The organism is Halomonas sp. 18071143 (assembly GCF_019211725.1).
GTDB lineage: Bacteria > Pseudomonadota > Gammaproteobacteria > Pseudomonadales > Halomonadaceae > Vreelandella > Vreelandella stevensii.
In genome coordinates this window covers 643,489-656,438 of the sequence record NZ_CP078120.1, presented here as the reverse complement: position 1 = coordinate 656,438, position 12,950 = coordinate 643,489, and the positions used below count along the sequence as shown (strand labels likewise).

Annotated in this window: 12 protein-coding genes and 2 tRNA genes; 2 read left to right on the top strand and 12 right to left on the bottom strand. The window is 62.5% G+C overall.

All coding sequences use genetic code 11. From position 1 onward, the window contains the following. Positions 1 to 38: 38 nt before the first annotated feature. The 3 genes from purC to dapA all read right to left on the bottom strand — a co-directional run bounded on the left by purC (position 39) and on the right by dapA (position 2,735). Positions 39 to 755: a phosphoribosylaminoimidazolesuccinocarboxamide synthase gene (gene purC / locus KVY02_RS03195; protein WP_016916157.1), complete on the bottom strand. Its 717-nt coding sequence runs from the start codon at positions 753 to 755 to the stop codon at positions 39 to 41. Between the two features lie 31 nt (positions 756 to 786). Beyond that, positions 787 to 1,767, bottom strand: coding sequence for an outer membrane protein assembly factor BamC (locus tag KVY02_RS03190; RefSeq protein ID WP_081136326.1), 981 nt, complete (start codon positions 1,765 to 1,767; stop codon positions 787 to 789). Between the two features lie 83 nt (positions 1,768 to 1,850). Beyond that, positions 1,851 to 2,735: a 4-hydroxy-tetrahydrodipicolinate synthase gene (dapA, locus tag KVY02_RS03185; protein ID WP_016916155.1), complete on the bottom strand. Its 885-nt coding sequence runs from the start codon at positions 2,733 to 2,735 to the stop codon at positions 1,851 to 1,853. 271 nt (positions 2,736 to 3,006) lie between these two features. Here dapA and KVY02_RS03180 point away from each other — a divergent pair, with 271 nt between their 5' ends. After that, the gene (locus KVY02_RS03180; protein WP_016916154.1) at positions 3,007 to 3,480 is read left to right on the top strand and encodes a peroxiredoxin; all 474 of its coding nucleotides are present in this window, start codon (positions 3,007 to 3,009) and stop codon (positions 3,478 to 3,480) included. Positions 3,481 to 3,540: 60 nt separating this feature from the next. Here the strand turns inward: KVY02_RS03180 and KVY02_RS03175 are convergent, their stop codons facing one another. Further along, positions 3,541 to 4,641, bottom strand: coding sequence for an AI-2E family transporter (locus KVY02_RS03175; protein WP_081136328.1), 1,101 nt, complete (start codon positions 4,639 to 4,641; stop codon positions 3,541 to 3,543). Further along, positions 4,638 to 4,916: a sulfurtransferase TusA family protein gene (locus tag KVY02_RS03170; RefSeq protein ID WP_016916152.1), complete on the bottom strand. Its 279-nt coding sequence runs from the start codon at positions 4,914 to 4,916 to the stop codon at positions 4,638 to 4,640. Before KVY02_RS03170 ends, KVY02_RS03175 begins: the two co-directional genes overlap by 4 nt. 249 nt (positions 4,917 to 5,165) lie before the next feature. Here KVY02_RS03170 and KVY02_RS03165 point away from each other — a divergent pair, with 249 nt between their 5' ends. After that, positions 5,166 to 6,626, top strand: a complete 1,461-nt coding sequence (locus tag KVY02_RS03165; protein ID WP_081136330.1) for a M48 family metalloprotease — start codon at positions 5,166 to 5,168, stop codon at positions 6,624 to 6,626. 87 nt (positions 6,627 to 6,713) lie between these two features. On the opposite strand, the gene nadA is transcribed toward KVY02_RS03165, so the two are convergent. From nadA to KVY02_RS03130, 7 genes are all read right to left on the bottom strand, one after another. Further along, complete coding sequence (nadA, locus tag KVY02_RS03160) at positions 6,714 to 7,742, bottom strand: quinolinate synthase NadA (RefSeq protein ID WP_218314321.1); 1,029 nt, start codon at positions 7,740 to 7,742, stop codon at positions 6,714 to 6,716. Positions 7,743 to 8,079: 337 nt separating this feature from the next. After that, positions 8,080 to 8,155, bottom strand: a tRNA-Lys gene (locus tag KVY02_RS03155). A gap of 85 nt (positions 8,156 to 8,240) precedes the next feature. Then, positions 8,241 to 8,316, bottom strand: a tRNA-Lys gene (locus tag KVY02_RS03150). A 115-nt stretch (positions 8,317 to 8,431) separates the two neighbouring features. Further along, positions 8,432 to 9,301, bottom strand: coding sequence for a 23S rRNA pseudouridine(2605) synthase RluB (gene rluB, locus KVY02_RS03145; protein WP_016916149.1), 870 nt, complete (start codon positions 9,299 to 9,301; stop codon positions 8,432 to 8,434). After that, a complete protein-coding gene (scpB, locus tag KVY02_RS03140) occupies positions 9,288 to 10,076 on the bottom strand; it encodes an SMC-Scp complex subunit ScpB (protein WP_016916148.1) in 789 nt (262 codons plus the stop codon). The genes rluB and scpB overlap by 14 nt, the downstream gene beginning before the upstream one ends. Further along, entirely contained in the window at positions 10,073 to 11,017 is a 945-nt protein-coding gene (locus KVY02_RS03135) for a segregation and condensation protein A (RefSeq protein WP_189462511.1), read from the bottom strand. The genes scpB and KVY02_RS03135 overlap by 4 nt, the downstream gene beginning before the upstream one ends. Positions 11,018 to 11,065: 48 nt before the next feature. Continuing rightward, entirely contained in the window at positions 11,066 to 12,853 is a 1,788-nt protein-coding gene (locus tag KVY02_RS03130; protein ID WP_218314319.1) for a DEAD/DEAH box helicase, read from the bottom strand. Between the last annotated feature and the right edge of the window lie 97 nt (positions 12,854 to 12,950).

Here is a 12,950-nt window from a genome sequence, read left to right as displayed (position 1 = left end):
ATGGCGCCAGCGAGCGGCCCCATGGCAAGCCTGACGGATCAGGCGGGGAAGGTGATACCCAGGCGACGGCCGACTTCTTCATAGGCCTCGATGACCCCGCCCAACCCTTGACGGAAGCGATCCTTATCGAGCTTCTCACGGGTATTGGCATCCCACAGGCGGCAGCCGTCCGGGGAGAACTCGTCACCCAGCACGACCTCACCCTTGAAGAGGCCGAACTCCAGCTTGTAGTCCACCAGCAGCATATCGCCTTCGGCGAACAGCTGCTTGAGGATGTGGTTCACCTTGAAGGTGAGCGCCTTCATCTTGCTCAGCTGTTCCGGCGTGGCCCAGCCAAAGGTTTCGGCCAGCGACTCGTTGATCATCGGGTCGCCCTTCTCGTCGTTCTTCAGGAACAGCTCGAAGGTAGGCGGATTGAGCGCAATGCCCTCTTCCACGCCCAGACGCTTCACCAGCCCACCCGCAGCAATGTTACGCACGACACACTCGACGGGAATCATCTCCATCTTCTTGACCAGACTTTCGGTGTCGGAAATCTGCTGCTCGAAGTGGGTGGGGATGCCGCCCTCTTCCAGGCGCTGCATGATGTAGGCATTGAAGATGTTGTTCACCATGCCTTTACGGGCGAGCGCCTCTTTCTTCTTGCCATCGAAGGCACTGGTATCGTCACGAAAATGCAGTACCAGCAAGTCAGGGTCGTCGGTGGTGTATACGGATTTTGCCTTACCGGCATAGAGTTCCTGGCGCTTTTCCATGGGGGCTCCGTCTAAAATCAAGGTCTAAGAGTTAACGTAAGTAGCCGGAGACACGCTCGAGCAACTCGCGCTGGTCATCTGCACTGAATCCACGCTCGCTGGCATTGACGGCACGCAGCACGGTCTGGTTGCCCTCCGGCTGGAGCACGAGGCGAATATTCTGGGACATGCGGCGCACGTCCTGGCTGAACACGATCTGCAGCGGGTTACGTCCACGCTCGGTCTGGGTCATGTATTCGACCAGGAACTCGTAGTCGTCAGCCGAGGCTTCCAGCAGATCACGCTGGCCTTCCTGGGTGAAATCCAGCGCCAGGTAGTGGTTCATTTCGGCCCAGACGCGCTCGATGGGCTGCGGAATCAGGACCTCCCACTCATCGCCCTGCTGACGCATTTGCAGCGTTTGCTCGCTGGCAAGGCGTTGCGCAGTCCAGGAGGAAGCGCTGGCCGTTGCGCTACGCGCACCGAGGTACTGCTCCAGCGCCGCCACACAGCTCTCGACGCTCTGTCCACCCTGCTCGCAGCGCACTTCGCTGCTGCCGGCACGCAGGGCGCTCTGCAAGCGTAACGTGGCTTGAGGCGTCACGATGACGCCCTGGGTCGCGCTGCTCTCCTGAACGCCCAGTTGGCGACTGCGCACGAACCCCTCCAACTGAGGCCATACCGCGCCGGGGTCTGCGGCTACCACCAGCCAGACCTGGTCACCCGCCTGACGCCGCTCGACGTACTCCGGCTCCAGCCCGCTGCCTAGCGCCAGAGAAGGTGGCGGACCGATACGCGCGACTTCATCGACACGCGACCCTTGCAGGCCCGCTTGAGGAACCGGCATGGCATCCCGATAACGCTGAGTATTGCGCGTTTCCGGCAAAACGAGAGGCGGCGCTGGCGCGGCTTCGGTGTAGTCCAGGTTACGGTCGTGGTAGTACCCGTCACGCGCGCAGCCCGCCAGCGTGACGGTTGCAGCCAGCGCCAGCGGAATCCATTTCAGCGCACGTTTTTCTAGCACAGAGCTCATCAAGCCACCTTAACAGTCATCAGGTCATTTACCCGGCAAGGTACATCGTCACCGGGTAGCAAATGCGTTCGCAGCGCCTAGGGTTACTCCTTGATCAAACCCGCCAGTTGCAGCGCTTCGTTTACCGTACCGTGGTACTTTTCGGACAGCCAGGTCAGCGGCAGGCGGATGCCCTGCTCCATGTAACCCATGCGATTCAGCGCCCACTTGACGGGGATCGGGTTGGACTCGATACCCAGGTTGGTATGCAGCGGCATCAGGCGCGTATTGATCTGATGCGCCTTGTCGGCATCCCCAGCCACCGCGGCGGCGCACAGCTCGTGCATCGCCCTGGGCGCCACATTGGCGGTGACCGAAATATCACCATGGCCACCCATCAGCATGAAATCACAGGCCGTGGCATCGTCACCGGAGTAGAGCATGAAGTCGCTGCCCTTCAGGCGAGAGATTAGATCTTCGGCGCGCTCAAGGTTCCCGGTGGCATCCTTCAGGCCGATGATATTGTCCACCTCGGCCAGGCGAATGACGGTTTCGTTGTAGAGATCCGAGCAGGTACGTCCCGGCACGTTATAGAGGATGACCGGCAGTTTGCTGCCCTTGGCCACCGCCTTGAAGTGCTGGTACAGGCCTTCCTGAGTAGGCTTGTTGTAGTAAGGGCACACGGAGAGACAGTAATCGGCGCCTACTTCGCTGGCATAGCGCGCCAGCTCGACCGCTTCCGAGGTAGCATTCGCGCCGGTACCGGCAATGACCGGGATACGCCCATTGACCTCTTCCACGACGCTGCGGATCACATCGAAGTGCTCGGCAAACGACATGGTGGTGGGCTCACCGGTAGTGCCTGCGGCCACGATGGCATCGGTACCGTTCTCGAGATGGAAGTTCACCAGGCGACGAAGCGCCTCCCAGTCGATGTCGCCATTGACCTTCATCGGGGTCGCCAGGGCGACAATGCTGCCTGTGATCATCCGTATTTTCCTCACCTGCAAAAAAGTGGAACTCGCCCGGCCAGGCGGGGTGGCATGGCCCATGATCGAGCAAAAGACGCGGCGCGGATACCTCGAAGGAACACGATGACCCCGCCTGTAAACAGCAAATGGTACTCAGGCGATTCGAGCCTGTACAGCGTAAAGCACGCAGAGTTTACCACTGAGCCGGGCCAAACCAGAACGATTCGCTTTGACAGCACGGCGGCGCATGCGTGTAATCTTGGCGAACCCCTATCTGTGAGGAGCTTGTATGTCACTCGAACTCGGTCAACCCGTTCCCGACTTTTCGGCCAGCGCCACTGGCGACACCACCATCACGCTGTCCGAACTGCGCGGCCAGCAGGTGGTGATTTTCTTCTACCCCAAGGCCAGCACCCCGGGCTGTACCACCGAAGGCGGCGACTTTCGTGACCGCAAGGCGGCCTTCGATGCCGCCAACACCGTGGTCATCGGCATTTCTCGAGACGGCCTGCGTGCCCAGGAGAACTTCAAAGCCAAGCAGGACTTCAATTTTGCGCTGATTTCGGACAAGGACGAAGCGGTCTGTCAGCTGTTTGACGTCATCAAGCTGAAGAAGATGTACGGCAAGGAGCACCTGGGGGTCGAGCGCAGCACGTTTTTGATCGACCGGGATGGCAAGCTCGCCAAAGCGTGGCGTGGCGTCAAGGTCCCCGGTCACGCGGAGGAGGTATTGGCAGCCGCTCAGGCACTGAATGGCGAATAACGCGTTCTGACAACTCGGGCTGACGGCATCGAGCCCCTCGACGCCGTCAGCCTGTTGGGGCTAGTCGGCCTTCAGCTCTATCTGGTCACGCAACTCCTGGTGCCCTTCCAACCCTCTGGGCCATGCGGTCACCAGGGCTTTCAACAGGGTGGCCAAGGGAATGGCAAAGAACACCCCCCAGAACCCCCAGATACCGCCGAAAAACAGCACCGCCAGGATGACCGACACCGGATGAATGTTGTTGGTCTCGGAAAACAGCACCGGCGCCAGCACGTTACCGTCCAGGGCCTGAATGATGCCGTAGGCCAGCAGCACATAGGCAAACTGCTCGCTGACACCAAAGTGAAAGACCGCCACCGCCGCCACGGGAATGGTGGCCACCGCAGCACCGATGTAAGGCACCAGCACGGAGAAGCCCACCAGCACGGCCAATAGCGCCGTATAGGGCAGCCCAAACAGGGCAAAGGTCAGATACGAGACCGTACCGACAATCACGATCTCGATGGCCTTGCCGCGAATATAGTTGGCAATCTGCTGATCCATCTCCTGCCAGATACGCGTCAACAGCGAACGCTTTTGCGGCAGCAGCGAGAGCGCAAACCCTACCAGCGCCTCGCGATCCTTGAGCATGAAAAACACCAGAATGGGCACCAGCACCAGGTAGATGATCAACGACATCACGTTACCCAGCGACGACAGCGACAGCGTCAAGGCACGCTGCCCTACCTGACTGATCTCGCGCCCGGCCACCCCGATCCAGCTCTGCATCTGGTCAGGCGTGATCAGGTTGGGGAAGCGCGCCTGCAGCTCGTCCAGCCATATCTGCGCCGTGGCAAACATGCGCGGTGTCTCCTGCACCAGCCCCACCAGCTGGTTCCATATCAACGGCATCAGAATGAACGCCATGGACAGCAGCACGCTGACAAAGGCCACGAACACGATGATGACCGCCAACAGGTGGGGCACGCCTCGCCGGGTCAGCCCACTGACCAGCCCCTGCAGCAAAAACGCCAGCACCAATGAGGTGAAGAAAGGCGCCAGCATGCGGCCAAACAGCACGATGGCTGCCAGCCCCGCGATCAGCACCACCAGCAGGACCAGTGCCTCTTCATCGGAGAAATAGCGTTCGATCCAGCTTCTGAGAATGGCGCGCATGGTCATGAGCGAGCCGCCCCGGCTTTACGCAGCCAGAACACGTAGATCTCGCCCTGCTGAACTCTGGCTTCCAGCCGATGATCACTCAGCTCGGCGAAGGAAGCGACATCGCGCCAGGAGCCCGCATCGGTGGCACGTATCTCCAGCAACTGGCCTGCCGATAACCCGGCTAGCGCCTGCTTGGCCTTCAACAGCGGCAACGGGCAGTGCAGCCCGGTAGCGTCCAGTACCGCATCGGGCTCTACCCCCTCGGCCAGCGCGGATGCTATTTGCTCAGACATACCCTCTCCCTTGTGAAAGCGCTTTTACCCATAACGAAACGACCCATGACACAGCTACTCATACAGCGATTCATAACGACAACCGTTCACCGCTACATAACCACGGTATTGTTGCATACACTGTTCGGACGATGACCAGCCTGTCTCGATTTAACGGCACTTCCTTGCCTGAATCAATGTCACAGCCTGTGTTTGCAACATCCATCACCGCAATGATCGTGCGAATCGAGAACCATCACGAGGGATGCCATGGCGCACCTTAAGACTGTTACGCCACGCCTGGCCTGCGCACTGGCCCTGCTGTTGGGCACTGTGGGCCTCAGCGCGCCTGCTCAGAGCAGTGACAGCTATCAGCTGCCCACCCTGGGGGGCGCCTCCACTTCGGTGAGCAACGAGGAGTATCGCCTGGGCCGTGCCTGGCTGCGCCAGTTCAGGGCCCATGCCCCTCAGTGGCAGGACCCCATCGTCAACGACTACCTGGAGAGCCTGGTGGCCAGGCTGGCGCCCCATAGCCAGCTGGGCAATCTGCAGACGACCACGGTAATGGTCGATAACCGCTCGCTCAACGCTTTTGCCGTGCCCGGTGGCGTGGTGGGCATCAACTCGGGGCTGTTTGCCTTTGCCGAGGATGAAGGCGCGTTCATTTCGGTCATCGCCCACGAGCTGGGGCACCTCTCCCAGCGCCACTTTGCGCGCGGCAGCGCTCGGGCGGAGCAGACGCAACTGCCCGCCATGGCCGCCATGCTGGCAGGCATGCTGATTGCCGCCAGCGGCGGTGGCGATGCCGGTATCGCCACCGCCATGGGCTCCCAGGCGGCGCTGATTCAGGACCAGCTCAGCTACTCGCGGCGCTTCGAGCAGGAGGCCGACCGTGTGGGCCTGCAAGCCATGGCCGCCGCCGGTTACGACCCCGAAGCCATGGTGCGCATGTTTGGCGCCATGCAGCGCATGGCGCGCCTGCAGGGCGGCACGCCCCCGGAATTTCTGCTGACCCACCCGGTCTCCGACAGCCGCTTGAGCGATGCCCAGGCCCGGGCGGCACAGCTCAGCGTCGCCAATCGATACACCAGCGATACCTTGTACGACATGATGCGCGCCCGAGCACTGCTCAGCATCCATCGTAACAGCCCCCAGCAAGCGGCGGCCCGCCTCGAACAGGAGAGCGCCGAGGAGCCCGCCCTGCGCTATGTTTCAGCCCTGATCGATGCGCAGAATGGCCAGACCGATCAGGCGCTCCAGACTCTGGATCGGCTGGCCAGCGAGCTGCCAGACTACGCCATGCTGCCCGCCTCGGCCGCCCAGGTGGCCCTGCAGGCCCAGCGCTATGACGATGCCATCCAGCGCAGCCAGCGGCTGCTGCGGCTGATGCCCAACTACCTGCCCGCTCAGCTCACCCTGGCAGAAGCGCAGCTGCAGCGCGACCCTCAGGCAGCCTACACGCTGCTGCGAGAAGTCACGGCGCGCCACCCGGACAACCCTCAGGGGTTCAACCTGCTGGCGGAAGCGGCTGGCCGCAGTGGCCACAATGGCTGGGGGCACCTGGCCCGGGCCGAACATTTGCAGCTCACCGGCCGAATGGATAGCGGCATTCGCCAGCTAGGCATCGCCCGAGACGCTGCCCAGCAGGAGAACGACCAGCAGGCACTGGCGCGCATCGAGCAGCGCCGCGAAGCGTTCATCGAGTACCGGGAAGCGCTGGAAAAATTTTAGCCACGCCGCCCAGCCACCGCTCAGCCAAATACGACAAGGCCCGGCGCCAAAGGGCGCCGGGCCTTGTGCATTCACGCCAGGCAGAACCTAGGCGTTGAAGTTCAGCATCCGCTCCAGCGGCTTGAGCGCCTGCTGACGCAAGGCCGCATCGACGAAAATTTCGCCGCTGCCTTCGCGCAGCGCGCCCGCCAGGTTATCCAGCGCGTTCATCGCCATCCACGGGCAGTGGGCACAGCTACGGCAGGTGGCTCCATTGCCTGCGGTCGGCGCTTCGAACAGCGTCTTGCCCGGCACGGCCTGCTGCATCTTGAAGAAGATGCCGCGGTCGGTGGCCACGATCAGCTTGTCGTTGGGCAGCGTTTGCGCTGCCTTGATCAATTGCGAGGTCGAACCAGCCACATCGGCGAGCTTGACGACCGCTTCCGGCGACTCCGGGTGCACCAGCACGGCTGCCTCGGGGTACAGGCGTTTCAGGTCCTCGACCCCTCTGGCCTTGAACTCCTCATGGACGATGCAGGCGCCATCCCACATCAGCATGTCGGCGCCGGTTTTTTTCTGGATGTAGCCCCCCAGATGCTTGTCGGGCGCCCAGAGAATTTTTTCCCCCTTGGCCTGCAGATGTTCGATCACCTCGACGGCGATCGAGGAGGTCACGACCCAGTCGGCACGCGCCTTGACGGCCGCCGAAGTGTTGGCGTAGACCACCACCGTGCGATCCGGGTGGGCGTCACAGAACGCGCTGAATTCGTCGATGGGGCAGCCGATATCCAGTGAGCAGGTGGCCTCCAGGGTGGGCATCAGCACCCGCTTTTCCGGGGAGAGGATCTTGGCCGTCTCGCCCATGAAGCGTACCCCTGCCACCACCAGAGTAGTGGCGTCGTGGCGAGCGCCAAACCGGGCCATTTCGAGGGAGTCTGCCACGCAGCCACCGGTCTCTTCGGCCAGCTGTTGAATGGCATCATCGGTATAGTAGTGCGCCACCAGAACGGCGTTGTGGGCCTTGAGCAGCTGTTTGATCTCAGCCACGCGGGCTTCGTCTTCCGCCGGGATGCGCGTTGGGCAGTACGGGCTGGGAAGCGGTGCCTCCAGCGCCACTTGAGAAGTCAGAATAGTCATCGTGTCTACCACTGTGACGAACAGGGAATCCCCCCGTTAAACACCAGTTGCGACGTATGCGCTCCGCATGCGCCGCCCTCGGGGCAACTGGCCGCTGCGTCTGTCGCACTCGCCGGTTGCCGATCTGGCCTGCTACTGCGGGCCAGCGCTGCCGAGCATGATCGACAGCCAAATCCACACATCGTTACAGGTCCATTGTGGTGGACAAGTATTGCCTGCTGCAAGCAGAACCGCACGCTGCAGTGCGGCATGATTTGCCGATGCACCCTGCCCATCGCCAGGGCAGAACGCGCATAGCAGAACGCCCCTGGCAGCAAGCTACCAGGGGCGTTGAATTTGGTGGGTCGTGTAGGATTCGAACCTACGACCAATTGATTAAAAGTCAACTGCTCTACCAACTGAGCTAACGACCCAAATCCTGCTGCTTTTCTGAGGGCTTTCGCCGCTCTGTACGGCGTTACCGTAGTGTATCACCTGATAACATCGCCGCTGTTCGAATGGTGGGTCGTGTAGGATTCGAACCTACGACCAATTGATTAAAAGTCAACTGCTCTACCAACTGAGCTAACGACCCGTCCGAACGGATGCATATAGTACGGATCACACCCGACAATAGCAAGCCTTTTTTGTCTTTCGTCTAAAAAAACCGCGCGGTGCTCGGCGTGCCCCCACCGCGCGGCGAGCATCGCTTAACGACGCTTGGGCTTGCGCATGGCCTGAACCGGGCGACGCTTGTGCTTGTCGCGACTCCAGCGGTTTTTCTCGTCCGGCGTCAGCTCGGGCACCTTGCGGGTTTCCAGGTGGGCCAGGGTCGCCAGATCGTCGACTTCGTCCTGGGAAAGCTCGACCCACTCGCCTGCCTTGGCACGCTTGTCGAGGAAGATATTACCGTAGCGCACGCGCTTCAGGCGGCTGACGGTGAGCCCCTGGGACTCCCACAAGCGGCGTACTTCGCGGTTGCGGCCTTCCAGAATCACCACGTGGAACCAGGTGTTGATGCCTTCGCCACCAAACTCCTGCACGTCGGTGAAACGGGCGGGGCCGTCTTCCAGCATGACGCCATCCACCATGGCGACGATATGCTCTCGCTTGACGTCGCCCATGACCCGCACCGCGTACTCACGCTCCACCTGGGTGGAGGGGTGCATCAAGCGGTTGGCCAGTTCACCGTCGGTGGTGAACAGCAGCAGGCCGCTGGTATTGATATCCAGCCGCCCGATGGCAATCCAGCGCTCGCCTTTCAGGCGCGGCAGACGCTCGAAGACCGTGCGACGGCCTTCCGGGTCCTTGCGGGTACACAGCTCGCCTTCCGGCTTGTTGTACATGATGACCCGGCGCGGCACTTCTTCTTCCGGGCGCAGCGTGACCGGGCGGTCATCGAAGCTGACCTTGTCGCGGGCTTCCACGCGGTCACCCAGCTTGGCCACCTGGCTGTTCACCTTCACCCGGCCATCGGCAATCGCGGTTTCCATTTCACGGCGGGAGCCAAGGCCCGCACGGGCCAGCACTTTCTGCAGTTTTTCGCTGGTGGGCGGCGTGGTGTTGTTACTCTGACTCATGGTCGTCTGACCTCACATCGTTGGTCTGCGTGCCCGCGTCCTCATCTCGACGCTGGGCACGTGCCGCAAGCCGTGCCTCCAGATCGGCAAAGCTCAGCGGCTGGGTTAACGCCGTCTCGGCGTGGGGGTCGGCACTCGCTGCCGACGTGTTCTGATCTTGCTGGGGTGGCGCATCCTGCACGGTTTCGACGGCTTCGTCCAGTGCGACATGCGTCGCAGCGGGCGGTTCCTCCGCCAATGCTGCTTCGTCGGCGGCCACCAGCGTGTGCATGGGCGGCAAGGCATCCAGCGTCTTGAGCCCGAAGTCATCCAGAAAGCTGCGCGTCGTGGCATACACGGCGGGACGCCCCGGCACGTCGCGGTGCCCGACGATGCGTACCCAGCCCCGCTCCATCAGCGTGCGAATGATCGAACTGCTGACGCTGACGCCCCGTACTTCCTCGATATCGCCCCGGGTCACCGGCTGGCGATAGGCAATCAGCGCCAGGGTTTCCAGCAGGGCACGGGAGTAGCGCTGGGGGCGCTCATCCCACAGACGCGACACCCAGTGCGACAGCCGCGGGCGAATGCGCAGCTGAAAGCCCGAGGCCGTTTCGACCAGTTCCAGCGCCCCGTCCTCGTGGCGCCGGGCCAACCGCGCGAGGGCGTCGCGCAGCGCCTTGCGAGACGGGCACTCATCCGCCAGAAACAGCGTCTCCAGCCGCTCCACGGGCAGTGGCTCTCCGGCCGCCAGCAGCGCGGCTTCGACAATATCGTCCAACGTGGTGTCTCTCACCGTGACTCCTCGTCAGGTTCGAAGGCAGACTCTTCGTCCGCAGGGTCATCACTTTCCCGCGCAAAGGGGTCCTCGTCCTCATCGGCCAGCGCCGCCTGCCGAGCACGCACATGGATCGGCGACAGCGGCGCGTTCTGGACGATTTCGATCATCGACTCCTTGGCCAGCTCCAGAATGGCCATGAACGTCACGACGACCCCTGCCCGCCCCTCCTCAAGGGAGAACAGCGCTTCGAAGGGGGTATAGCGCCCATGGGTGCCATCTTCGTGCAAGCGCTCCATGATCTTCAGCATGCGCTCCCGGGTCGAGAGCACCTCTCGGCTGATCTGGTGGGCCTGGGCCAGCTCGGCCCGCTTGAGAATGTCCGACAGCGCGCCCAGCAGCTCGTCCAGCTCGACATCGGGATGAATCACGCGGGTTTCCAGCGGTGGCAGGCCCGCCTGCACGCTGAACCAGTCCCGGCCCACCCTGGGCAGGGCATCCAGCGCTTCAGCGGCCTCCTTGAGACGCTCGTACTCCTGCAGGCGGCGTATCAGCTCCGCCCGGGGGTCCTCTTCTTCCTCGCCTTCCGCCTTGGGGGGGCGCGGCAGCAGCGTGCGTGATTTTATCTCGGCCAGCATGGCCGCCATCAACAGGTACTCGCCGGCCAGCTCGATCTCCATGGCCTTCATCATCTCCACGTACTCGATGTACTGATGGGTGATCACCGCCACGTTGATACTCAGAATGTCGAGATTCTGCCGACGAATCAGATACAGCAGCAGATCCAGCGGCCCCTCGAACGCTTCCAGGAAAACCCGTAGCGCCTCGGGGGGAATATAGAGATCTTCCGGCAGCTGCGTAATGGGCTCATCGAACAGGCGCCCAAGGGCCTCCACGGTGGGCTCCACCGTAGAGGGCATCGCGTCTTGATCCGGCACGGCGCTGGGCGTCTCGCTCACGCGGGTCGAGTCCTTGTCAGTTGAAAACGGCAGTGTAACAGCGCTCCATCAACGCGGCATCTCGGCCGCCTCGGCGGCTTTACGATAGCGGCCCTGATAGTCGAACAGCTTGTCGCGGATTTGAAAGTGGCGGCCTACCTTTCTGCCCACCACAAAGTCGGGATGGCGCAGGCGGGACTGGGCAGCCACCACGTCGTCTGACGTTGCTGGCTGCCACGGCACGCCCGGCGCGCGCAGGTGGGCGCGCAAGAAGACCGCATAAAAGGCGCGGCGCTGGGCGGCGGTCTCCAGGGCAAACCATTCGCTCAGGCTGGCACCGTCTTCGTCATGGTAGGTCACTTTGAGACGCGGCAAGCCGCGCCCGTTGGTGGTCGCCTCCAGCTGCATGCCGCTCACCCGCAGCACTTTGGCATCCTTGAGCCGCAGCGCCTCCTTGAGCTTGTCATCGGCATCCACCAGCAGCTTCTCGCAGCCATGGCAGCGCCGGGCAGCGATATCGTTCTCTGCCCCGCACGCATCGCAGACCTTGAAGCGAAAGCGAAAGGTGCACTGGCTACGGCGTCCGGTGTCGTCCTCCACCAGCCCCTGGCAGCGGCGGCCAAAATGCTCGATCACCAGCTCACCGTCGCGCTTGCCCCAGAACAGGTTGGCATGCCCACACTCGGGGCACTCGACCTGCACCGGCTCGCTATCGCTGTCGGGACGCGGCTCGCCAACCTCAGGGGCATAGAGGTCCCAGGGGTTGCCTGCATAATCCAGGATCAGGCACGCCTCCTTCCCCGGCGAGAGGCGCAGTCCGCGCCCCACGATCTGCTGATAGAGGCTCACCGACTCGGTGGGGCGCAGGATCGCGATCAGATCCACATGGGGGGCATCGAACCCGGTGGTCAATACCGCCACGTTGACCAGATACTTGAGCTTGCGCGCCTTGAACGCATCGATCAGCGCGGTGCGCTCGGCGGAGACCGTCGCACCGGTGATCAGCGCGGATTGGTCGGCAGGCAGATACCCCATGATCTCTTCGGCGTGGGCGACCGTCGCGGCAAAAATCATCACCCCCTGGCAGTCGGCCGCCTGCTCGACCACTTGGGCAATGATGCCCGGCGTGGCGCGGCTTCCGGCCACCACCCGATTAAGCTCTTCTTCCCGAAACAGCCCGCTGGAAGAGGGAGCAAGCGCCGAAAAGTCGTACCCCTCAATGGCCATGTCCAGCCGCCGAGGAGCGGCCAGAAAACCCTGCTTGACCATCAGGCGCAGCGGCTGTTCGAACACGCAGTCGGTGAAGAAACTCTCTTCTCCCCCGCGCACCATGCCGTGGTAGTGGCGGTGATAGATAAACCCCTGACCCAGCCGAAAGGGCGTGGCGGTGAGGCCGAGAATCTTCAGCTGCGGGTTTTGCCGCTGCAGGTGGTCGATCACCTGGCGGTAGCTGGAATCCTCCTCCAACGACACCCGATGGCACTCGTCGATTACCAGCAGCGTGAAGCTGGCGTCGTTGAACTGCGCCAGGTTGCGCACCACCGACTGCACCGAACCAAACACCACCTGCCGACTGGCCTCCTTGCGCTTCAACCCGGCGCTGAAGATATCCGCGACCAGGCCATAGGCCTGGTACTTGGCGTGGTTCTGCTCCACCAGCTCGCGAACGTGGGCCAGTACCAGCACCCGCCCACGGGCCAGCCTCGCCAGCTCGGCAATCACCAGCGACTTGCCGCTGCCCGTGGGCAGCACGACCACCGCCGGGTCGCTGGTGGCGCGAAAGTGGTGAACCACCCGCTTGACCGCTTCCTGCTGGTAGGCGCGCAGCTGCGGGGAGGACGTGGGTGTTTTGGGCATCGGCAAATTAATTAGCCTGCTATTGAACTATTGCGACTTTCGTCGCGTCTGAGCAGTGAGGGGCTATTGCTCCCCGCTGACGACTCCTTCCATTACG

What these genes read in the sequence shown, in the direction of transcription:
- KVY02_RS03130 (WP_218314319.1), bottom strand. Translation starts at nt 12,853, where the DNA reads ATGCCCAAAACACCCACGTCCTCCCCGCAGCTGCGCGCCTACCAGCAG.
- nadA (WP_218314321.1), bottom strand. Translation starts at nt 7,742, where the DNA reads ATGACTATTCTGACTTCTCAAGTGGCGCTGGAGGCACCGCTTCCCAGC.
- KVY02_RS03180 (WP_016916154.1), top strand. Translation starts at nt 3,007, where the DNA reads ATGTCACTCGAACTCGGTCAACCCGTTCCCGACTTTTCGGCCAGCGCC.
- KVY02_RS03175 (WP_081136328.1), bottom strand. Translation starts at nt 4,641, where the DNA reads ATGACCATGCGCGCCATTCTCAGAAGCTGGATCGAACGCTATTTCTCC.
- KVY02_RS03190 (WP_081136326.1), bottom strand. Translation starts at nt 1,767, where the DNA reads ATGAGCTCTGTGCTAGAAAAACGTGCGCTGAAATGGATTCCGCTGGCG.
- KVY02_RS03165 (WP_081136330.1), top strand. Translation starts at nt 5,166, where the DNA reads ATGGCGCACCTTAAGACTGTTACGCCACGCCTGGCCTGCGCACTGGCC.
- rluB (WP_016916149.1), bottom strand. Translation starts at nt 9,301, where the DNA reads ATGAGTCAGAGTAACAACACCACGCCGCCCACCAGCGAAAAACTGCAG.
- purC (WP_016916157.1), bottom strand. Translation starts at nt 755, where the DNA reads ATGGAAAAGCGCCAGGAACTCTATGCCGGTAAGGCAAAATCCGTATAC.
- KVY02_RS03170 (WP_016916152.1), bottom strand. Translation starts at nt 4,916, where the DNA reads ATGTCTGAGCAAATAGCATCCGCGCTGGCCGAGGGGGTAGAGCCCGAT.
- dapA (WP_016916155.1), bottom strand. Translation starts at nt 2,735, where the DNA reads ATGATCACAGGCAGCATTGTCGCCCTGGCGACCCCGATGAAGGTCAAT.